The organism is Roseobacter sp. S87 (genome assembly GCF_055693285.1).
Genome location: NZ_JBVFTR010000004.1, coordinates 945,807 through 965,473 on the forward strand (window position 1 = coordinate 945,807; position 19,667 = coordinate 965,473).

Consider the following 19,667-nt stretch of genomic DNA (forward strand, 5'->3'; position numbering starts at 1 on the left):
CCCGGGGTGTTTCAGTACGTGCGGATCAGGCCCACAAGCTTGCCCTGAACTTTAACCCTGTCTTCGCTGAAAACGCGGGTTTCATAGGCCGGGTTAGCTGCCTCCAGGGCAATTGTATTTCCCTTGCGCATAAAGCGCTTGAGCGTCGCCTCGTGATCCTCGACCAGTGCCACCACGATGTCACCATTGTCCGCGACCGAGGTTTCCCGGATGACAACAACGTCGCCGTCATTGATCCCGGCCTCGATCATGGAGTCGCCGCGCACTTCAAGCGCATAATGCTCGCCCTGACCGCTGATCATGCCGCCGGGCACAGCAACGCTGGCCGACTGCTGACTGATCGCCTCAATCGGCACGCCCGCAGCAATACGGCCCATCAGGGGCAGTTCGGTTGCATGTACGCCGCTCACCGGTTGTGCGCCGGATGGGGGCGGTGCGTCCGGACGGTCGCCGTCAATCACACGGGGCGTGAAGCCACCCTGTGGTGCGCCGCCAAGGGATTCCGGCAGTTTAACAATTTCGATGGCCCGCGCCCGGTGCGCCAGACGCCGGATGAAGCCACGTTCTTCCAGCGCCGTGATCAGGCGGTGGATGCCCGACTTGGAGCGCAGGTCCAGCGCTTCTTTCATTTCGTCAAAGCTCGGCGGAACACCGTCCCGCTGCAGTCGCCTGTTGATAAAGTCCAGCAAATCCAGTTGCTTCTTCGTGAGCATGTCCTGTCCCTTCGCCACAATATGTGGATTTGTTCTAGTCTTGTTCACGTTTTGTGTCAACTGCCGCTCAGAGCGGGATGTATTCCACGCTCTCGCCCCGGTTGCGGGCGGGGTCGTGAGGCGGCCGTACCAGCAACGCATCAGCACCGGCAAGAACCGTCAGCAGCGAACTGTCCTGACGCCCGAAAGGTTCCAGACCGTCGGGCCCCAGCCGCGCCCGCATGTAGTGTTCGCGCGGGCCGTTCGCGTCCATGTCTGTGGCAAGCGGGATCGTCATCCGCCGGGCCGGTGCGCATGGCAGCCCCAGCATGGCCTGCACGACGGGGGCCACAAAAACCGTGCCGCACACGAGCGCGGACACCGGGTTGCCCGGCAGTCCGATCATCGGCACGCCGCCCAGCCTGCCGGCCATCAGCGGTTTGCCCGGGCGCATGGCAACTTTGTAGAACGACTGCTCCATACCCATGTCTGCGGCCACGCCGGCCACAAGGTCGTGATCCCCCACCGAGGCCCCACCGATGGTGATGATCAGATCGGCATCGGCCGCCAGCGACAGCACGGTTTTCAGCGAGCTTTCCGTATCGCGGGCAATTGGCATCAGCCGCGGAACGGCTCCCAGCGCTTCCAGCTGAGCGGCAAGGCCAAACGTGTTGGAGGCGATAATCTGGTCCGGTCCGGGCGTTTCGCCAGGCATGACCAGTTCGTCGCCGGTCGCAACCAGCGCCACGGATGGTTTGCAAAAGACCGGCACCGTGGCGATATTCATCGCAGCCAGCAGTGCGACATCCGCAGGTCCCAGCCGGCGGGGAGCTGTCATGGCATCGCCCGCGATGAAATCGCCACCCGCCGGGCGGATATTGTCCTTGTTTCCGATGTCGCGTCCAAGCGTGATCAGGTCACCGCGTCGCGTAACATCTTCCTGAATAACAACAAAATCCGCACCATCCGGTACCGGAGCGCCTGTGAAAATACGGGTGCACTGACCCGGCCCGACGGTGCCGTCAAAGCTGTGGCCGGCTGCTGCTTCGCCGATCACCTGGAACATGGCATCCGCTTCGACCTCGACACTCCGCAGCGCGTAGCCATCCATGGACGAGGCCGCAAAAGGCGGCTGCGTGCGCGCGGCGGCAACATCGCGGGCGAGCACACGTCCTGCTGCCTCGCGCAGCGGGACGGTTTCCGTCTCCATGGGACCGGTCAGCGCAAAAAGCGCGTCAAGCGCTTCGGCAACGCTGATCATGTGGCCTCGTATCGTCCGGATTTGCCGCCGTCCTTGAGCAGAACACGCGTGCCGCCGATCTCCATGCCTTTGTCCACGGCTTTCGCCATGTCATAGACGGTCAGGGCCGCGACAGAGGCCGCGGTCAGCGCTTCCATTTCAACGCCCGTCTGGCCGGTAGTGCGCACGGTGGCTTCGATCTGGTACCCGGGCAGGTCCGGATCTGGTGTCAGATCTACCGCAACTTTGGTAATCGGCAGTGGATGGCACAGCGGGATTAGGTCTGCCGTGCGCTTGGCCGCCATGATGCCAGCGAGGCGCGCAACACCCAGAACATCACCCTTCTTTGCGCGACCTTGCTGAATGATATCAAAGGTTTCCGGCAGCATCCTGATGTAGCTTGCAGCAACAGCGATCCGGTCCGTGACCGCCTTTTCGCTGACATCAACCATATGCGCATCGCCCTGCGCGTCGAAATGCGTGAGTTTGCCCGTCATCCTACATGCCCCCGGGCGTGACCGGTGACGCCAGCAGGTTCCGCGTGGCTGTCTCAACATCGTCCTGCCGCATCAGGCTCTCGCCGATCAGGAAAATACGTGCGCCATATCGCGCCATATCGGCCAGGTCCGCAGGGGTGCTGAGACCGGATTCGGCGACGATCAGACGGTCGGCGGGCACATTGCGCGACAAAGTCCGCGTGGTGTCCAGCGTGGTCTCGAATGTCTTGAGATTGCGGTTGTTGATCCCCATCAGACGGCTTTTGAGACGGCTGGCCCGTTCCAGTTCGGCCGCATCGTGCACTTCCAGCAGCACATCCATGCCCCAGTACATCGCCGCATCTTCCAGCTCATCGGCCTGGGCGTCGCTGACCGAGGCCATGATGATCAGAATGCAGTCAGCCCCCATCGCGCGCGCCTCTGCCACCTGATAGGTGTCATACATGAAATCCTTGCGCAGGACCGGCAGATCGCAGGCGGCCCGCGCTTCGACCAGAAATTCCTTGGCGCCCTGAAAGCTGGGCGTATCGGTCAGGACCGACAGACAGGTGGCACCGCCCTCCGCATAGGCCTGCGCCAGGGCCGCGGGATCAAAGTCTTCCCGGATCAGACCCTTGGACGGGCTGGCTTTTTTGACCTCGGCGATCAGGCCATAACCAGAGATGGAGGCCTGGTGCAGGTTGTCGGCAAAAGGGCGCACCGGACCGGCCGCGCGGGCCTCGGCCTCGACCTCGGCCATCGGTTTGGCGGCCTTGTCTGCTGCGACCTCTTCGAGCTTGTAGGCTTTGATCTTGTCGAGGATGGTATCTGTCATGGAGCCTCCGGCGTGTTGGCCCAGTTTATGGCGCGATGACCCTGTGCCTGCAACCACGCATTGGTGCGAGAAAAGGGCCGCGAGCCGAAAAAACCGCGCCGTGCAGAGAGCGGAGAGGGATGCGCCGTCATGATTTTCAGGTTTTGCGCCGCATCAACTGTGGCTGCAGCCTTGTGGGCATGCGCGCCCCACAGCAGCCAGGCCCGGGGTGCATCGCTCAGACGGTCAATCACCTGAGCCGTCAGGTCCTGCCAGCCGAGTTTCGCGTGCCCGCCCGCGTTGCCGGCCGGCACCGTGAGGCAGGTGTTCAGCAGCAAAACCCCCTGATCCGCCCAGGACCTCAGATCCGCATTGGGCGGACGTGCGCCGATGTCAGCCTCCAGTTCTTTGAAAATATTGCCAAGCGACCGGGGCAGGGGATGCACATCCGCCTCTGCCGAAAACGCGAGACCGTGGGCATGCCCGGGTGTCGGGTAGGGGTCCTGACCCAGAATGACGACCCGCGTCGTTTCGGGCGGAGTACGCTCGAGGGCGGCAAAGACCTGATGGCGTGGGGGCAGAACGTCACGCGGGTCTGCGTCAAGCTCCGCTGTGATGCGCGGCAGTTCTGTGCGGAAAAATTCCAGCTCTGCCCAGGCGCCGAGGCGGCTGAGATCGAAGCCCGTCACGCCGCCTGCGTGATCCGGGCCACGGCATCAATGCATCCGGCGGCCGCCCCGCTGTCGATAGATGTCGCCGCCATAGCGACGCCTGCCTTCAGATCCGGCGCGGCATCCGCAACCACAAGTGCTGCTGCCGCGTTCAGCAGAACCGCATCGCGGTAGGCAGAGGCCTCGCCGGCCAGCAGAGCCTTGAAATCACGCGCGTTTTCTTCGGGCGTGCCGCCGACGATGGCCTCAAACGGATGCACGGGCAGGCCTACTTCTTCTGGGTGCAGCTCTATATCGGTGACGGTCCCGTCGGGGTTCAGCGCAGAAACCCAGCTGATCCCGGTGATCGTCAGCTCATCCGTACCGTCCGAGCCATGCACCAGCCAGGCCTTCTCAGAGCCCAGAGCGCCCAGCGTTTCGGCCATCGGGCGGATCAGGTCGCGGGAAAACGCGCCTGTCAGCTGCCGTTTCACGCCCGCCGGATTGGTCAGCGGCCCGAGAATGTTAAAAATCGTGCGCGTGCCCAGTTCAGCACGTGTCGGCATCACATGGGCGATCGCCGGGTGATGCATCGGTGCCATCATAAAGCCGATCCCGGCTTCCTTCAGCGCCTTTTCGACCACAGGCGGGCCAACCATGACGTTGATACCCATCTGGGTCAGCGCATCCGCCGCTCCGGATTTGGAGCTGAGATTGCGGTTGCCGTGTTTGGCCACCACAACGCCTGCGCCAGCAACAACGAAGGCCGTGGCAGTGGAGATGTTCAGCGTGCCCTTGCCATCGCCGCCCGTGCCCACGATGTCCATTGCTCCCGCAGGTGCCTTTACCGCATTGCATTTGCCGCGCATCACGGCCGCTGCAGCGGCGTATTCGTCCACGGTCTCGCCGCGGGTGCGCAGCGCCATCAGCAGACCGCCGATCTGGCTGGGCGTCGCCTCACCGTCGAAAAGGATGGCAAAGGCCTGTTCGGCCTGGGCTTTGGTCAGCGGACCGTCTGCCGCGGCACCAATCAGTGGTTTGAGAGCGTCGCTCATGCCGGAACCTTCATCTCATTCAGGAAGTTCTGCAACAGCGCGTGGCCATGCTCCGAACGGATCGATTCCGGGTGGAACTGGACGCCGTGGATCGGCAGTTCGCGGTGCTGCAGGCCCATGATCGTGCCGTCTTCCAGCTCTGCGGTGATTTCCAGCGATGCGGGCAGGCTGGCGCGTTCTACGATCAGCGAATGATACCGCGTGGCGTCAAAGGGGCTGGGCAGCCCCGCAAAGAGCCCTTTGCCGGTGTGTGTGATGTGGCCCATCTTGCCGTGCACGATTTCGTCCGCGCGCACGACCCTGCCGCCAAACGTCTGGCCGATGGTCTGATGACCCAGACAAACCCCCATCAGCGGTGTCCGGGTTTCCGCAGCAGCCTGCGTGACCGCCAGGCAGATTCCCGCCTGATCCGGATCGCAGGGGCCGGGTGACAGCAGAATACCGGCAGGGTTCATCCCCATGGCTTCCTGCACATCCAGGGCGTCATTCCGGCGGACCACAATATCTGCACCAAGGCTGCCCAGATAATGAACCAGGTTGTAGGTAAAACTGTCGTAGTTGTCGATCAGCAGCAACATGTCCAAAACTTTACTTTCAGGACTGGAGGAGCCCCCCCAGACGCGGTATACGTAGCGCACACATGTTCAGGGTTGGTAGCCTGCGTCAAGAGGTGGCGCTGTCCTGAATGAGCCGGAAAACCCGCAGGACGGCAGGTGGGACAACCCACCGCCGGGGTGTGACAGACTGAGAGGACGGGCTGAGGGTGGCCAGAGGTTTTATCAGAGGAGTGTTCTGGGGCAGCTGCGTCAGCCTCGGCGGGGTCGTGCTGTTGTCTGTGTTCACAGAAAGACCCGGCGCCGTGATCGTGCCGGAAAATGCGGCGGATGCAGAGATTGCCGGGGCGCCGGACGCGACGACGGCCGCGCCGGAAACGGCACCGGCACCTCTGGCGGAAACACAGGGTGCGGCAACCACGCCGCTGAGCCTTGCACCTGAACCTGACACGCTGGCCGGATTGCGCGCGGATGATATGACGCCTGCAGCAGTTCCGGAGGCAGGGGATGCCTCGGCCCTGGAGAAACCGGCGTCGGTCGCGGGCGCCGCCGCGCTTGAGGCGCCGGCAGTGGATGCGCCAGTGGCGGGTGGTGGCCAGACAAGCAGTCTGTCCGCACCGTCGGCTGAAACGTCGGTCAGTGTCTCCACACAACCAGCGAACCCGCCTGCAGATACACAGCAGGCTCAGACGGGCAGTGACCCGGTCGCGGAAATGGCAGATGACCCTGTTGCGGCGCCTGACACGGGCAGTGCGGCCCCGTCTGTGCAGACAGATATTGCCGGGTTTGCAGCACCCGCAGATCCCGTCCCGCAACCGGCACCGGCCCCTGATGAGACATCTATTTCTGCCCTGCCGGCCCAGCCACAGGCGCCAGAGGTACCGGTTCAGCAGTCCGCTTTTGCAGCACCCGGCCCGGATGTTTCGGGCGAGCCGGTTCAGCCGTCCGCCCCTGAGACAGATACAACGGCGTCAGGTCTTGCGGCGCTGACCGACCCGGCGACGGATGAAAAGGCGGATTTTGCGGCACCGGACCGCACATCAGAACCGGAAACCACTGAAATCGCTGCGACGGATACCACGCCGGCAGAGATACCGGCGGCACAGACCCGGCCTGCTGAGGCAGAAACGCCGGCGCCGGTGACCGCTGGGGCAGAAGTGGAGACGTCGGGTGCGGATGAGGCCCCTGAAATCGAAATCGCCGGGAGCCGCCCTGTTGCAGGCTCTGGCGCGCCGGATCAGGCCGCATCAATTGCGGACACCTCCTCGGGGCCACCCCTGCCGCAGGGTGAAACAGCTGCCGAGGGTGAAACGCCGGGCGTACTGCAGGGTACAGTTGGAAATATCGCCGGCGGTGTGCGGACCAACCGGCTTCCGAACCTGGGCGACACTGACACACAGGATGCGCCCGATGTGGACGGCGCAGCAGAAGGTGAGGTTGCGGAGGCGGCAACTGCGACGAATGCGGTGCTGAAACCGGTCGAGAAATACGCCCGCCCCGCTGACAATCCTGATGAAAAACCGGTAATGGCCATCGTTCTGATGGACACAGGCGCCGATCTCTCCGGTGACACCATCGGGTTGCCGGCGCTGCGCAGTTTTCCCTACCCGGTGAGCTTTGCCGTCGAGGCGACGCTGCCCGACGCCGCGGAACGGGCCGCGGCCTACCGTGCGGAAGGATTTGAGGTCCTGTCCCTGGTCAACTTGCCAGAAGGCGCCCGGGCGAGCGACGCTGCGGTGACCCTGTCTGCGGCCCTCGATGCCGTGCCTGAGGCCGTTGGCGTGCTTGAGGGCACAGGCACCGGCGTTCAGACCACGCGCGATGCAAGCGAGCAGATCACCGGCAGCCTCGCGGACAGTGGTCATGGGTTTGTGACGCAGAACCGGGGCCTGAACACGGTACAGAAGCTGGCCGCCCGTGCCGGCGTGCCTTCTGCGGTGGTTTTCCGCGACTTTGACGGGCAGGATCAGACACCTGCCGTTATCCGCCGGTTCCTTGATCAGGCGGCATTCCGTGCCTCACAGGAGGGCGGCGTTGTGATGCTGGGCCGTCTGCGGGAAGACACAATATCCGCACTGCTGGTCTGGGCACTGCAGGACCGCGCGGGCCGGGTTGCCATCGTGCCGGTCACCGCCGCGCTTTCAGTTCAGGAAAACCTCTGATCAGGCAGACTGCTCTGCGTCGGCATGACCGTGACGATCATGATACCATTGTACGAATGCCTCTTCCGGCATTGGCTCTGCGATCAGGAAACCCTGCATTACCTCACAGCCAAGATCGCGTACTGCCTCGAGCTGAGCGGGCGATTCCACGCCCTCGGCCACAATTTTCATACCGAGCTTGCCGGTCAGCCCAACGAGTGCACCGATGATGCTTTCGGCCCGGTCCTCGGGTACCGGCGATATCAGCGATCTGTCCAGTTTGAGCCCGCTGAGACGCAGGTGCGACAGGGTCGAAATTGACGCGTAACCGGTGCCAAAATCGTCAAGGTAAACCCCGAAACCAACATCCGCGATACGGTTCACCGTCGTAACGGCCACATCCTCACCGCTTTCGATCAGGGTTGATTCCAGCACTTCGAGCACGAGGTTTTCCGGCGACAGATGCCGCGCCCTGACGGCCTGCAGCATACGGTCCGGCAGATGGGGATCCCGCAGCGTGGCGGGCGATGCATTAAAGGATATGCGGGGCAGATCAATCCCCACCGCTCGCACACGTTCCAGCAGATCAAGACCTTCCTCAAGCATCAGCATGTCAATTCGGTTCAGCAGACCTGCCTCATCAGCGGCGGCCATAAACAGCGCGGGCGGAATGATCCCGCGCTCAGGATGCTGCCACCGTACCAGAACCTCAGCCCCCTTCAGCACACCGGTGCTCGTGCAGACCTGCGGCTGGATGTAGGCACGGAACTCTTCCTGATCAAAGCCACGCCGGATTTCGTCAAAAAGAATGTTGCGCGTCTCGATGTCCGTGCGCATATCGTCAGAATACCGGCACACCCGGCCGCGCCCGCCGCGTTTGGCGCGGTAAAGCGCCAGATCCGCCTCGATCAGAAGCTGGTCCTGCGTGGCAGTCGATGAGCTTGCAAAGGTATAGCCGACACTCGCACCGATCCGGCAGGGTTTTCCCTTGATGACAAGCGGTGCGCTGATGGCTTTCACAATGTTATCTGCCACCGTCTCGACAAACCGCGGGGCCGCGCGGGAGGTCACCACAATTACAAACTCGTCACCGCCGATCCGGGCGATGAAATCCTCTGCCTGCGCATGTTTTCGCAGCAGTCGCGCGACCTTGACCAGCACTTCGTCTCCGGCGGCGTGCCCCAGGGTGTCATTGACGGATTTGAAAAAATCTAGATCGATCTTCAGAAGGCAGATCCCGACGTCGCCTTCATCGGAACCACGCGCGACACGGCTCATATAGCTGTTCAGCGCGCGGCGGTTGGCCAGCCCGGTCAGAACGTCATGCGTGGCCGCATAGTTCAGCGATTTATGCGCCTGTTTCAGTTCATCATTGCGTGCCCGGGCCTTCTGATAGGACGCCAGCAACTGACTGCGGCGCCGTTCCAGCCTGCTGAAGGCACGGTTGACGCTGACCTGAGCGGGCAGAAAGATCAGCAACGCTTCGGCGATCAGGACCACAATGGCGCTGACGAAGGCTGCTTCCTGTATCCACTGCAGCCGGTCCATTTCCCGCGCAAGCCCGGCTTTAAACAGGCTGACCATCATATCCAGCCGGTCCAGCAGTTCGGTCTTGGCCCAGAGGTTCAGCTGTTCGCGGATGTTTTCGCGTTCCTCTCCTTCGGACTGGGGGAAGTAGAGCGCCATGGCACTAAACCGTTCTGACAGGCGGTCCAGCGGAATTGCCCCGGTTTCGCGGTAGAACTTCTCGACCGCGGGTGGAAGATCGGTACGGGCGCTGAGCTGCTGTTGCGCCTGGTCAAAGGCGATGGCTGCCCCAACAAGACCCTCCTGGGCCGACATGGATCCGGTTTCCGCATAACGGTTCATGTAAAAAAGTATGCGCTGGCTCAGCATGCGCTGATCTGCGGCCTCACTGACCAGTTCGGCATGAGACGCCAGCATCTTTGTGCTTTTGAGAGATACAACATGCACCGTGGCGAGCATTCCTGCCACGAACAGCACGGCAAATGCGTACCGCTTCCAAAGATGGTCCGGTTTCGAAATACAGAATTTGAGCAGCGCGCGCCGCGTCCTGGGTTTCCGCAGCAGGGTCCGGGTTGTCATTCGTCTCACTTTCATCGGTGCACGGGTATGGGGCGTGTGCCGTTGCAGCAGTGAGAATGGCGCGGGAACGTTGAAGAAGTTTCAAACCTCTGGCCCGGGTCACATCTAAGTGCTTAGGATTTGAGCTAAAACCCTGCGATCAGCGGGTCAGATGATCTCGTCTTCGTCAAAAAGCGGATCGCTTTCCAGCTGGGCTGCGAGACCCTCAACAGTGTCGCCTGACGCCGTCGGGCTCAGGGCGGCGAGGTGAAAAACAGCATCGCCTTCATTCACGACCGGCAGAATGGCCCGCCCGATCAGGATACCATCCGACGGCGCCGTCAGATCGGTTTCCACGCCACCGAATGGGTCCGAAACACTGGCAAGGACATCGCCCTTGCTGACGGTTTCGCCTTCCGCGCGGAAAGTCCGCAGGAGGCCGCCGGCTGGCGCGCGCAGCCAGGTCGATGATTTGCACAGATAGGGTTCGGCGCGGGCCTTTGCGATGCCGCGCGCGGGCAGCATATCGAGGCTGCGCAGTACCCGGAGAATGCCTGCTACCCCGGCGCGCACCGCCATTTCGTCAAACCGCAGCCCTTCGCCCGCCTCATAAAGCAGCACTGGTGTGCCGCGTTCAGCCGCCTCCGCACGCAGCGATCCGTCGCGCAGGGGCGACGTCAGAATAACCGGCGCGCCAAAGGCGGCCGCCATCGTCCCCGTTCGGCTGTCCCCGGGCGAAACCCGGATCTGGGGCAGGTTGGTGCGGTGCACGGCCGCCGAATGCAGATCGATGCCGGTGTCGCAGCGCAGCACAACATCATTCAGAAAGATATGCGCCAGTCTGGAGCCGAGAGACCCGGAGGGATGGCCCGGGAAACACCGGTTCAGGTCGCGCCGGTCGGGCAGATACCGTGACCGGTTCAGAAAGCCGAAAGAATTAACGATGGGCACCACCAGCAGCGTGCCGCGCAGCGACTTCAGCTGTGGCGCGCGCAACAGACGGCGCACGATCTCGACGCCGATGACCTCGTCGCCATGAACCGCCGCCGAGACAAACACCGTCGGGCCCGCGCGCCTGCCGTGGTGAACGCGCACGGACAGGCTGACAGGGGTGTGATCCGGCATAGTAGAGACGGGCAGGTGCACCGTATCCGCGCTGCCCGGCGCGATGCTCCGGCCCGCAATCTCAAAAGGTGCGCGGGCCATGGATCAGCTGTTTCCGTCGCCCGAGAACCGCGCCGCATCCGCCGCCGCGCGCCGGATTGCGTTGGATTTATGCACGGTTTCCATGTACTCCGCCTCCGGATCGCTGTCGTAGACAACGCCGCCACCGGCCTGAATATAAAGCTTTTTGTCCTGCACGACCGCCGTGCGCAGCGCGATACACATGTCCATGTCGCCGCCCGCGCTGAAATAGCCGACACCGCCGCCGTATACACCGCGCTTTTCGGGCTCCAGCTCGTCGATGATCTCCATCGCCCGCACCTTGGGCGCGCCCGAAACCGTCCCCGCCGGCATGCCTGCAAAGAAGGCATCCAGCGCGTCCTTGTCCTCGTTCAGCTCGCCCACAACGTTCGACACGATATGCATCACGTGGCTGTAACGCTCGACGATGAATTCCTCGGTCGGGCGCACGGTGCCGATTTTGGCAACCCGGCCCACGTCGTTGCGGCCCAGATCAAGCAGCATCAGATGCTCGGCCAGTTCCTTTTTGTCGGCCAGCAGATCGGCCTCCAGCGCGCGATCCTCTTCGGGCGTGGCACCGCGCGGGCGGGTGCCGGCGATGGGCCGGATCGTGACCTCCTGGCCAAACACGCGTACCAGGATTTCCGGGCTCGCACCGATGACCTGAAAGCCGCCGAAGTTGAAATAGAACATGAACGGCGAGGGGTTCGTGCGCCGCAACGAGCGATAGAGCGCGAAGGGGTCCTGCGGAAAATCCTGGGTCCAGCGCTGTGCCGGAACAACCTGGAAAATATCGCCTGCCACGATGTAATCGCGCGCTTTTTCCACCGCGGCCTTGTACCCTTCGTGGGTAAAGTTGCTAACCGGTTCGCCGGGGGGAACCGCATCGCCCAGATCACGGGTCGCAGCAGGCATCGCGCGTTCCAGATCGCGCACCGCATCCATCACCCGTTCCGCCGCCTGCGCATAAGCCGCGCGCGCGGACTGACCTTCCGAGGCCCAGGCGGGTGAGACCACCGTCACCTCACCTTTGACACCGTCCAGCACAGCGACCACAGATGGGCGCAGCATCACGGCATCCGGCAGGTTGAGCGGGTCGGGGTTGATATGCGGCAGATGCTCCACCAGGCGCACCATGTCATACCCCAGATACCCGAACAGACCCGCAGCCGCCTGGGGCAGATCTTCGGGCAGGTCGATCCGGCTTTCATCAATCAGCGCGCGCAGAGCGTCCAGCGGGTTGCCCTGCATCGGCTCAAAGGCTGTGGCGTCATACCGTGCGGCCCGGTTGACCTCACTCGTTTCCCCCGGCAGCGCCAGACCAGATCAGGTTTCATCCCGATGATCGAATACCGTCCGCGCACCTCGCCGCCGGTGACGGATTCCAGCACAAAGGCGTCTTTCTGCGCGCCTGTGAGTTTGAGCATCAGCGAGACGGGCGTGTCGAGATCCGCCGCCAGACGGGTATAGACGATCTGGTTGCGGCCTGCGGTATAGGCGGCCTCAAAGGCGTCAAATTCCGGGGTCAGTGCCATGCCGGATCAGGGGAAATTAACGTGCACGGCCTGCAGGGCCTGCGGGTTGATCTGGGGGTCGGCACGGCGCGTGACATCGGCGCCATAGATGTCAAAGAGATCCTGCGCCAGGGTGCTGCTCGACTGCTGGGCCAGCTGTTCGCGCAGGCGGGTGTTGTCCTCGCTCTCCTCAGGCGCTGCCTTGCTGTCGAGGCGCACCACGATCACCGAACCCGGTGCCTCAACGACGCGCACTTCACCGGGGGTCATTTCAAAAACCGTGTTCATGAAACCTGCCGGTGTACCGCCGACGAAATCGCTGCGCACCAGGTTTTCTTCAACCACAGCATCATAGCCGACTTCGGCAAAGCTGCTGCCGCTGTCCAGCTGCGGGACAACCGCCTCGGCCTGTGCGGCCAGCCGGGATGCGGTTTCGGCTGCCTGCCAGTGCGCCAGAACCGCCGCGCGCGCGTCCTCAAAAGGCTCCGGGCGCGGTGCCAGAACATCGTCCAGCCGCAGGGCAAAGAGCCCGCCATCATCCAGCCGCTCGATGGCCGGGAAATCTTCTGCTGTGACACGGGCCGCCTCGGCGCGGAAGGCTTCATAGGCGGCAACACCTTCGGCGGTGGCTGCTGTCCAGTCGATGGTGCCGAGCGTCATGTCCGTGTCGCTGTCCAGCTCTTCGAGCGTCGCACCACCGGCGAGCATATCGTCCAGGTTCTGTGCCTGCGCATCCACCAGCCGCTGGGCGCGGTCGTTGACAAGGGCCGGGCGCAGGATGTCGCGCGCTTCTTCAAAGGAAGTCTCCTGTGCGGGCAGCACCGCATTGATGCGGAACAATGCTGATCCCAGCGAACTGGGCAGCGGGCCCACAACATCGCCCACCGATGCCGCAAACACGGCGGCTCCGGCCTCGCCCAGTTCGGCCTCTGTTACATCGCCCAGATCCACGTCCTGCAGCGTCAGACCGCGTGTTTCGACCAGATCCTCAAAGGCGGTCTCATCCCCCAGAGAGGCCAGCGCAGCCGCAGCCGCTGCTTCGTCCAGATAGGCCAGACGCTCCACCAGACGGCGCTCGGGCACGTTGAATTCAGCGGCGCGCGCTTCGTATTGTTCGCGTAGCAGGTCGTCCTCGATCTCAACCTCATCAATCAGCATGTCCGGCGTCAGGATCGCATAGGTGATCCGGCGGGTTTCCGGCAGCGTGAAATCGTCGATGTTTTCCTCATACCAGGCACGCAGTGTCGCCTCATCCGGCGTTTCCAGCGGCTCGGCCAGATCATCTGCCCCCAGTGCGGTCCAGGTAAAGCTGGCGCGCGCAGCAACATAGGTCATCAGCGTGTCAACATAGGTGTCGGGCATTTCAACGCCGCTGAGCACAGCACCCTGAAGCAGCGTACGCGCAACTTCCTCGCGCAGCTGTTCTTCGAACTGGCTCTCGCTGATGCCGTTCTGCTGCAGCGCAAACCGATAGGCTTCGCGGTCAAATTCACCATCAAGGCCCCGGAAAGCGCCGATGCTCAGAATGCGGTCGCGCAGGTTCTCGTCGCCGATGGAAATGCCCATCATGCTGGCCTCGTGGTCCAGCGCGCGGTCGGCCACCAGACGCTGCAGAACAGCGCGGTCAAGGCCGATCTCCTGGGCGCGCGCAAACGGCAGCACCTGGCCGCTTTGCTGCTGAAACGCCTGAATTTCCTGCTGCAGACCGCGGAAATAGGATTCCACCGGCAGATTCTTGTCACCCACGGTCCCGATGCTGCGGATATTGCCCGAAAGGTTCGTGGCACCAAAGCCCGCAAGGCCCAGAAACAGCAGGCCCATCAGAACCCACATCGCCGTTTTCGATAAGCTTTTTCCAGCAGCCATTATGATCTCTCATCCACAGGGAATTTTAACTTGCAGCACTGTCTATGCGCAGGCGCGGGCAGGGGCAAGGGGAAGGGTGCCTCAGCCCGTCACAGATGCGAGACGTTCATAAAAACTTGCGATCCCCGGCACGTCCAGATTGGCAAAGGCGATCCGCAGCTGCCGCGCGCCCGCGGGATCATCTTCCGGGCAGAACATTGTGCCCGGCAGACACAGAATGCCCTGCTCGCGCACCAGCCGCTGGGCCAGTGTTGCAGAGCTCTCTGCGAAAGGATGCGCCACATAGGCGAAGTAGGCACCAACCCCCATCAGGACCCAGCCTTTTTCCGCGAGCGGGCCAAAGCCCGCCTCAATCGCCGCACGTCTGCGCAGGATTTCATCGCGCTCTCCGGCCAGCCAGTCGTCCAGATGCTGCATGCCCCAGAGGGCGGCATACTGGCCGATCTGACCGGGGCAAATAGCGACCGTATCCAGAAATTTTTCCGCCTGGCCAAGACGTTCCGGGCTGGTCACCAGCGCGCCCACGCGGTGGCCTGTCAGCCGGTATGCCTTGGAAAAGGAGTAAAGATGGATCAGCGTGTCATGCCAGTCCGGATCGCGGAACAGATCATGCGGCGCACCGTCGCGGCTGTGAAAATCCCGGTAGGTCTCGTCGAGGATCAGGGCGATGCCCCGCGCGCGCGCCAGATCGAAAAAAGCACGCAAAAGCGCCGCTGAATACTCAGCGCCAGCCGGATTGTTCGGCGACACCAAGGCAATTGCGCGCGTGCGGCCGGTGATCAGCGCAGCCGCGGCATCTACATCCGGCAGGAGATCCGCACCTGTTGCCAGCGGCACGCTGCGCACACCGGCCATATCCAGCCACATTTTGTGATTGAAATACCAGGGCGTCGGCACAATAACCTCGTCGCCTTCAGCGCAAAGGGTCGAGATTGCAGCTGCAAAAGCCTGGTTGCAGCCTGAGGTGATCGCAACATTCTCTGCTTCAACCCGGCCACCATAGATCCGCTCCGTGCGCTCGGCCAGACCGTACCGAAGCGCCGGCATGCCGAGCACAGGCCCATAAAGATGCGCGTCGTCCCGGCTCAGGGCGGCATCCGCCATGGCCTGCTTCATCCCCTCTACCGGAGGATCAACGGGGGCCGCCTGGCTCACGTTGATCAGGGGGCGGTCTGCCGGAAAACTGACGCCCTCAAGCCAGCGGCGAGCTTCCATCACGGGTGGGGCGAAAGTGCTTGCGGTGCGTGTCGGTATCATTTGATCTCCTGTAGCCCCGGATCAGATGGCGGGAGCCTCCGGCGGGGATATTTCGGGCCAGAAGAAAAGGCGCGCGTGGTTTCTTCTGGCGAAAAGTATCCCCGCCGGAGGCATTGAAATCTGCCCGGTTCAGTCGGTACCGCGGTAGGGTTCGACGTACTGCAGTGCCATATCCCAGGGGAAAAAGATCCATGTATCCTGGCTCACGCCGGTGATGAAAGTGTCGACCTGCGGTTCGCCCTGGGGTTTGGCATAGACGGTTGCGAAATGGGCTTTCGGGTACTGGGCACGCACCAGTTCCAGCGTTTTGCCGCTGTCCACCAGATCGTCGACGATCAGAATACCGGTGCCGTCGCCCATTATGTCCGCGTCCGGCGCTTTCAGCACTTCGGCTTCGCGCCGCTGATCGGCTTTGCCGCCGCCCGAGTGATAGGACATCACGGAAATCGTATCGACCACGCGGATATCCAGTTCACGTGCGACGATCATCGCGGGGGCCATGCCGCCCCTTGTGATGGCCACAACCGCGCGCCAGGCACCATCGTCCGGTCCCTGACCGTCAAGCCGCCAGGCCAGTGCGCGGCTGTCGCGGTGTATCTGGTCCCAGCTGATGTGGAACCCTTTTTCATGTGGCAGGCGGCCGGGGTCTTTGGGCGTCATGGTCGGTTACCTTTCAAGCAGCAGGCGAAGGCCGAGCGCGCCGAGGATGGTGGCAGCGATGCGGTCCAGAAGGGGTTTGGCGCTGAGATATCCGCGCCGGGCGGGGCCGCTGGAAAGCAGCAGCGCAAAGAGGGTGTAGAAGGTGATCTCGAGCACCAGGTGATTGACCACGATCAGTGCGATATCCCGCGCGGCCAGCCCCTGAGGGAACACAACCACAATGACAGCCGCGGCGAACAGCATGGATTTGGGATTGCCGGCATTCACCATCAGGCCGGACAGAAAGGCACGGCCATGGGGGCGGGTGCTTTCGCTCAGCGGATCACGCGCATGCCGCCAGGTCTGAACGGCAATCCACAGCAGATAGAGCGCACCAGCGATCTTCAGTGTTGTGTAGGTCCAGGGAAACAGGCGGAAAACGCTCTCAAGCCCCAGAAGAGCCGCAAGCGTCCAGAGCGAGGCCGCGATGCCAAGGCCGATGCCCGTCGCGATCCCCGCTGCCCGCCCGGCGCTCACCGAGATCCGGATAAAGTAAAGCAGCGCCGCACCGGGGCTCGCAATGGCTGCGGCCAGCACGAGGTTGAAGGCAATCAGGCTCTCGGCGCTCACCGGGTCAGTCCTTGCTCATGTCAGGCGCATCCACCGCCTTCATACCGACCACATGATAACCCGCATCCACATGCAAGTTTTCGCCCGTGGTGCCGGAGCCCAGATCGCTCAGCAGGAAGAGGGCCGCTTTGCCCACGTCATCCGTGGTGACATTCCGGCGCAGCGGGGAATTATATTCGTTCCACTTCATGATGTAGCGGAAATCGCCGATACCTGACGCCGCTAGTGTCTTGATCGGACCGGCCGAAATGGCGTTCACACGGATACCGTCCTTGCCCAGATCTTCGGCCAGATACTGTACCGATGCCTCAAGTGCTGCCTTGGCAACGCCCATGACATTGTAATGCGGCATGACCTTTTCCGCGCCATAATAGGTCAGCGTCAGGCAGGAGCCGCCCGGGTTCATCATCTTTTCCGCGCGCTGCACCACAGCCGTGAAGGAATAGACCGAGATATCCATCGACATGGCAAAATTCGCGCGGCTGGTGTCCACATACCGCCCGCGCAGCTCGTTCTTGTCCGAGAAGCCGATGGCGTGCACGACAAAGTCAATCGAGCCCCATTTTTCCTTCAGCGCCTCGAAAAGCGCATCAATCGAGGCCTCGTCGCTCACATCGCAGGGCAGCACGATATCGCTGCCCAGCTGTTCGGCCAGCGGACCCACCCGCTTTTTCAGAGCGTCCCCCTGATAGGAGAAGGCAAGTTCGGCACCGGCTTCGGCACAGGTTTTTGCAATGCCCCAGGCAATCGACTTGTCGTTTGCCAGACCCATGATGAGCCCGCGTTTTCCTGCCATCAGATCGTTTGCCATGTTCACCCCTCAAAGTTTCAGACGCCGTTGCCTGACCTTTAGGCGATTGGCAGGGGGCCATCAAGATGCCGCAGCGGGCTTGACCTTTCGCGGCTGACAGCCACCTGTTGGGCGCAACGGAATTCTTTGGAGCACAACCGATGGAAACGCGGTCAGGAAAATTTGCCGGCGACAATCCTTTTGAGATCGCACAGCGCTGGCTGGACGAGGCCACGGCCAGTGAACCGAATGACCCGAATGCCATCGCTCTCAGCACGGTGGACGCAGACGGGCTGCCCAATGCGCGGATGGTCCTGCTCAAGGCGATCGAGGACGACGGGTTCGTCTTCTATACCAACTATGGAAGTGCCAAGGCCGGCGAGCTGGATGGCGCGGGCAAGGCGGCTTTTGTGATGCACTGGAAATCGCTGCGGCGGCAGGTCCGCGTGCGGGGTACCATTATGCGCGAGGATGGGCCGGCGGCGGATGAGTATTACGCATCGCGCTCTCTCAAGAGCCGGCTGGGTGCATGGGCCTCACGCCAGTCGCAGCCGCTGAGCAGCCGCAGCGCTCTCATGGCAGAAGTCGCAAAGGTCACCGCACGGCATGGCACCAATCCGGCCCGCCCGGAATTCTGGGGTGGTTACCGGATCACTCCCGTAGAAATAGAATTCTGGGCCGACGGTGATTTTCGCCTGCACGACCGTTTCGTCTGGCGACGCGCAGAGGCTGGCGCGGACTGGACCGTGCAGCGGCTGAATCCCTGAGGCAATTGCCTCAGAAATTACAGGTTTTCAGTACTGTGTGATTTTGCACACTCAATGTGCGCCAACTTTCGCAAATCTTCATTTCAACGCTTTGCCGGAGCGGACACCCGCATAGCGCGAAAAAATAGCACTTTCACAATCCGGTGATGCTTGCGACAGTAGGAATTTGAGAATACCAGCCTAAAAAGTGGGACATCAGCGCGTTTTTGGTTGATAGATGAAAGCCTTTTCGCGCAAGAGTATGGTAAGGTGGCCCAGAAGTCCGGGAAGTGAGTGAGTGAACGAAGCGGCTGAAATCGCGACACCCGTATCGGGAATGGTCAAATGGTTCGATCCTGTAAAGGGGTTCGGATTCGTTGTGGCGGACGAGGGTGGGCCGGATATTCTCCTTCATGTGAACGTCTTGCGCAATTTCGGGCAGAGCTCGGTTGCGGATGGTGCGCGCGTCGAACTGGAGATTCAGCGCACAGACCGCGGTGTTCAGGCGACTCACGTGCTCGCCCTGCATCCGCCGGACACCGGCGACAGCGCCGGATTGTCTGATATCGCAGCCCTGGACCCTGAGGTGGTCGCCGGCGCACCGCTCGAACCCGCGCGGGTCAAATGGTTCGATAAAGGCAAGGGCTTCGGTTTTGCCAATATCTTCGGGCGCCGCGATGATATCTTCCTGCACATGGAAGTGCTGCGCCGCTCCGGCCTGTCAGATCTGGCCCCGGGAGAAGCGCTTGCCCTGCGTGTCATAGAGGGTCGCCGTGGCCATATGGCCGCCGAGGTCTTTGCCTGGGAAGCCGCGCTCGACCGCGACGAGGAATGATCCTCAGAACTGCCGTTCTTTTCGTGATGCTGGCCGGTTCCGCCGTGGCACAGGCCTGTCGTGAGGACACAGTGCATCTGCGCGGCGACTGGGGTGAGGCACGTTTTTCCGTAGAAATCGCAGATGACCGCTCCGAGCGGGCGCGCGGGCTGATGCACCGCGAAAGCATGCCGGCCGCTGCGGGCATGCTGTTTATTTATCCCCAGCCGCAGAGCCTGTCGTTCTGGATGCGCAATACGCTCATTCCGCTGGATATGCTGTTCATCGATCCCGGCGGGGTTGTGCAGCACATTCACCACCGGGCCGTCCCGCTTGATGAGACGCCGATCCCGGGCGGCAATGGCCTGACCCATGTGCTCGAGATCAATGGCGGTATGGCCGAAGCGTTGGGTATCACGGTCAGCTCGCAGGTGCGCCACCCGTCTTTTGATCCTTCAGTTGCCGCCTGGTCCTGTTAGGGCTTTTCAAATCATCTCAGCCGGTCTATGTGAGCGCTGT

At 62.4% G+C, this 19,667-nt stretch carries 18 protein-coding genes and 1 pseudogene; 4 read left to right on the forward strand and 15 right to left on the reverse strand.

From position 1 onward, the window contains the following. Window positions 1-11: 11 nt before the first annotated feature. From lexA to ACZ1HA_RS05550, 7 genes are all read right to left on the reverse strand, one after another. Window positions 12-713, reverse strand: a complete 702-nt coding sequence (lexA, locus tag ACZ1HA_RS05520; RefSeq protein ID WP_472713167.1) for a transcriptional repressor LexA — start codon at window positions 711-713, stop codon at window positions 12-14. A gap of 67 nt (window positions 714-780) precedes the next feature. After that, window positions 781-1,953, reverse strand: coding sequence for a molybdopterin molybdotransferase MoeA (locus tag ACZ1HA_RS05525; protein WP_472713168.1), 1,173 nt, complete (start codon window positions 1,951-1,953; stop codon window positions 781-783). After that, entirely contained in the window at window positions 1,950-2,429 is a 480-nt protein-coding gene (gene moaC / locus ACZ1HA_RS05530; RefSeq protein ID WP_472713169.1) for a cyclic pyranopterin monophosphate synthase MoaC, read from the reverse strand. The genes ACZ1HA_RS05525 and moaC overlap by 4 nt, the downstream gene beginning before the upstream one ends. A gap of 1 nt (window position 2,430) precedes the next feature. Beyond that, complete coding sequence (gene trpC, locus ACZ1HA_RS05535) at window positions 2,431-3,243, reverse strand: indole-3-glycerol phosphate synthase TrpC (RefSeq protein ID WP_472713170.1); 813 nt, start codon at window positions 3,241-3,243, stop codon at window positions 2,431-2,433. Beyond that, entirely contained in the window at window positions 3,240-3,911 is a 672-nt protein-coding gene (locus ACZ1HA_RS05540; RefSeq protein ID WP_472713171.1) for a uracil-DNA glycosylase, read from the reverse strand. The genes trpC and ACZ1HA_RS05540 overlap by 4 nt, the downstream gene beginning before the upstream one ends. Continuing rightward, the gene (gene trpD, locus ACZ1HA_RS05545) at window positions 3,908-4,927 is read right to left on the reverse strand and encodes an anthranilate phosphoribosyltransferase (protein WP_472713172.1); all 1,020 of its coding nucleotides are present in this window, start codon (window positions 4,925-4,927) and stop codon (window positions 3,908-3,910) included. The genes ACZ1HA_RS05540 and trpD overlap by 4 nt, the downstream gene beginning before the upstream one ends. Beyond that, window positions 4,924-5,505: an anthranilate synthase component II gene (locus ACZ1HA_RS05550; protein ID WP_436399452.1), complete on the reverse strand. Its 582-nt coding sequence runs from the start codon at window positions 5,503-5,505 to the stop codon at window positions 4,924-4,926. The genes trpD and ACZ1HA_RS05550 overlap by 4 nt, the downstream gene beginning before the upstream one ends. A gap of 185 nt (window positions 5,506-5,690) precedes the next feature. Between ACZ1HA_RS05550 and ACZ1HA_RS05555 the strand changes: the two genes are divergently transcribed. Next, window positions 5,691-7,643, forward strand: coding sequence for a divergent polysaccharide deacetylase family protein (locus ACZ1HA_RS05555; RefSeq protein WP_472713173.1), 1,953 nt, complete (start codon window positions 5,691-5,693; stop codon window positions 7,641-7,643). Here ACZ1HA_RS05555 and ACZ1HA_RS05560 read toward each other — a convergent pair whose 3' ends face one another. The 8 genes and pseudogenes from ACZ1HA_RS05560 to fabI all read right to left on the reverse strand — a co-directional run bounded on the left by ACZ1HA_RS05560 (window position 7,644) and on the right by fabI (window position 17,609). Further along, window positions 7,644-9,728, reverse strand: a complete 2,085-nt coding sequence (locus tag ACZ1HA_RS05560; RefSeq protein ID WP_472713174.1) for a putative bifunctional diguanylate cyclase/phosphodiesterase — start codon at window positions 9,726-9,728, stop codon at window positions 7,644-7,646. Between the two features lie 147 nt (window positions 9,729-9,875). Next, window positions 9,876-10,913, reverse strand: coding sequence for a succinylglutamate desuccinylase/aspartoacylase family protein (locus ACZ1HA_RS05565; RefSeq protein ID WP_375227999.1), 1,038 nt, complete (start codon window positions 10,911-10,913; stop codon window positions 9,876-9,878). 3 nt (window positions 10,914-10,916) lie between these two features. Continuing rightward, window positions 10,917-12,427 (reverse strand): annotated as a pseudogene (trpE, locus tag ACZ1HA_RS05570) (anthranilate synthase component I). 6 nt (window positions 12,428-12,433) lie between these two features. Further along, a complete protein-coding gene (locus ACZ1HA_RS05575; protein ID WP_472713175.1) occupies window positions 12,434-14,272 on the reverse strand; it encodes a peptidylprolyl isomerase in 1,839 nt (612 codons plus the stop codon). Window positions 14,273-14,353: 81 nt separating this feature from the next. After that, window positions 14,354-15,529: an aminotransferase gene (locus ACZ1HA_RS05580; protein ID WP_472713176.1), complete on the reverse strand. Its 1,176-nt coding sequence runs from the start codon at window positions 15,527-15,529 to the stop codon at window positions 14,354-14,356. A 129-nt stretch (window positions 15,530-15,658) separates the two neighbouring features. Next, window positions 15,659-16,189, reverse strand: coding sequence for a xanthine phosphoribosyltransferase (gene gpt, locus ACZ1HA_RS05585; protein ID WP_472713177.1), 531 nt, complete (start codon window positions 16,187-16,189; stop codon window positions 15,659-15,661). A gap of 6 nt (window positions 16,190-16,195) precedes the next feature. Continuing rightward, window positions 16,196-16,798 carry a LysE family translocator gene (locus ACZ1HA_RS05590; RefSeq protein ID WP_472713178.1) on the reverse strand — a complete coding sequence of 201 codons (603 nt, stop codon included), beginning with the start codon at window positions 16,796-16,798 and terminating at the stop codon, window positions 16,196-16,198. A 4-nt stretch (window positions 16,799-16,802) separates the two neighbouring features. Continuing rightward, window positions 16,803-17,609 carry an enoyl-ACP reductase FabI gene (gene fabI / locus ACZ1HA_RS05595; protein ID WP_375227995.1) on the reverse strand — a complete coding sequence of 269 codons (807 nt, stop codon included), beginning with the start codon at window positions 17,607-17,609 and terminating at the stop codon, window positions 16,803-16,805. A gap of 140 nt (window positions 17,610-17,749) precedes the next feature. Here fabI and pdxH point away from each other — a divergent pair, with 140 nt between their 5' ends. The 3 genes from pdxH (at window position 17,750) to ACZ1HA_RS05610 (ending at window position 19,627) form a co-directional block, all read left to right on the forward strand. Continuing rightward, a complete protein-coding gene (gene pdxH, locus ACZ1HA_RS05600) occupies window positions 17,750-18,355 on the forward strand; it encodes a pyridoxamine 5'-phosphate oxidase (protein WP_472713179.1) in 606 nt (201 codons plus the stop codon). 316 nt (window positions 18,356-18,671) lie between these two features. After that, window positions 18,672-19,169: a cold-shock protein gene (locus tag ACZ1HA_RS05605; RefSeq protein WP_375230868.1), complete on the forward strand. Its 498-nt coding sequence runs from the start codon at window positions 18,672-18,674 to the stop codon at window positions 19,167-19,169. After that, window positions 19,166-19,627, forward strand: a complete 462-nt coding sequence (locus ACZ1HA_RS05610) for a DUF192 domain-containing protein (RefSeq protein ID WP_472713180.1) — start codon at window positions 19,166-19,168, stop codon at window positions 19,625-19,627. Before ACZ1HA_RS05605 ends, ACZ1HA_RS05610 begins: the two co-directional genes overlap by 4 nt. Window positions 19,628-19,667 lie beyond the last annotated feature (40 nt).

Bases quoted from the DNA above. Each gene is read 5' to 3' on its own strand.
- lexA (WP_472713167.1), bottom strand. From the start codon at position 713: ATGCTCACGAAGAAGCAACTGGATTTGCTGGACTTTATCAACAGGCGA.
- ACZ1HA_RS05525 (WP_472713168.1), bottom strand. From the start codon at position 1,953: ATGATCAGCGTTGCCGAAGCGCTTGACGCGCTTTTTGCGCTGACCGGT.
- moaC (WP_472713169.1), bottom strand. From the start codon at position 2,429: ATGACGGGCAAACTCACGCATTTCGACGCGCAGGGCGATGCGCATATG.
- trpC (WP_472713170.1), bottom strand. From the start codon at position 3,243: ATGACAGATACCATCCTCGACAAGATCAAAGCCTACAAGCTCGAAGAG.
- trpD (WP_472713172.1), bottom strand. From the start codon at position 4,927: ATGAGCGACGCTCTCAAACCACTGATTGGTGCCGCGGCAGACGGTCCG.
- ACZ1HA_RS05550 (WP_436399452.1), bottom strand. From the start codon at position 5,505: ATGTTGCTGCTGATCGACAACTACGACAGTTTTACCTACAACCTGGTT.
- ACZ1HA_RS05560 (WP_472713174.1), bottom strand. From the start codon at position 9,728: ATGACAACCCGGACCCTGCTGCGGAAACCCAGGACGCGGCGCGCGCTG.
- ACZ1HA_RS05565 (WP_375227999.1), bottom strand. From the start codon at position 10,913: ATGGCCCGCGCACCTTTTGAGATTGCGGGCCGGAGCATCGCGCCGGGC.
- ACZ1HA_RS05575 (WP_472713175.1), bottom strand. From the start codon at position 14,272: ATGGCTGCTGGAAAAAGCTTATCGAAAACGGCGATGTGGGTTCTGATG.
- ACZ1HA_RS05580 (WP_472713176.1), bottom strand. From the start codon at position 15,529: ATGATACCGACACGCACCGCAAGCACTTTCGCCCCACCCGTGATGGAA.
- gpt (WP_472713177.1), bottom strand. From the start codon at position 16,189: ATGACGCCCAAAGACCCCGGCCGCCTGCCACATGAAAAAGGGTTCCAC.
- fabI (WP_375227995.1), bottom strand. From the start codon at position 17,609: ATGGCAAACGATCTGATGGCAGGAAAACGCGGGCTCATCATGGGTCTG.
- pdxH (WP_472713179.1), top strand. From the start codon at position 17,750: ATGGAAACGCGGTCAGGAAAATTTGCCGGCGACAATCCTTTTGAGATC.
- ACZ1HA_RS05605 (WP_375230868.1), top strand. From the start codon at position 18,672: ATGGTCAAATGGTTCGATCCTGTAAAGGGGTTCGGATTCGTTGTGGCG.
- ACZ1HA_RS05610 (WP_472713180.1), top strand. From the start codon at position 19,166: ATGATCCTCAGAACTGCCGTTCTTTTCGTGATGCTGGCCGGTTCCGCC.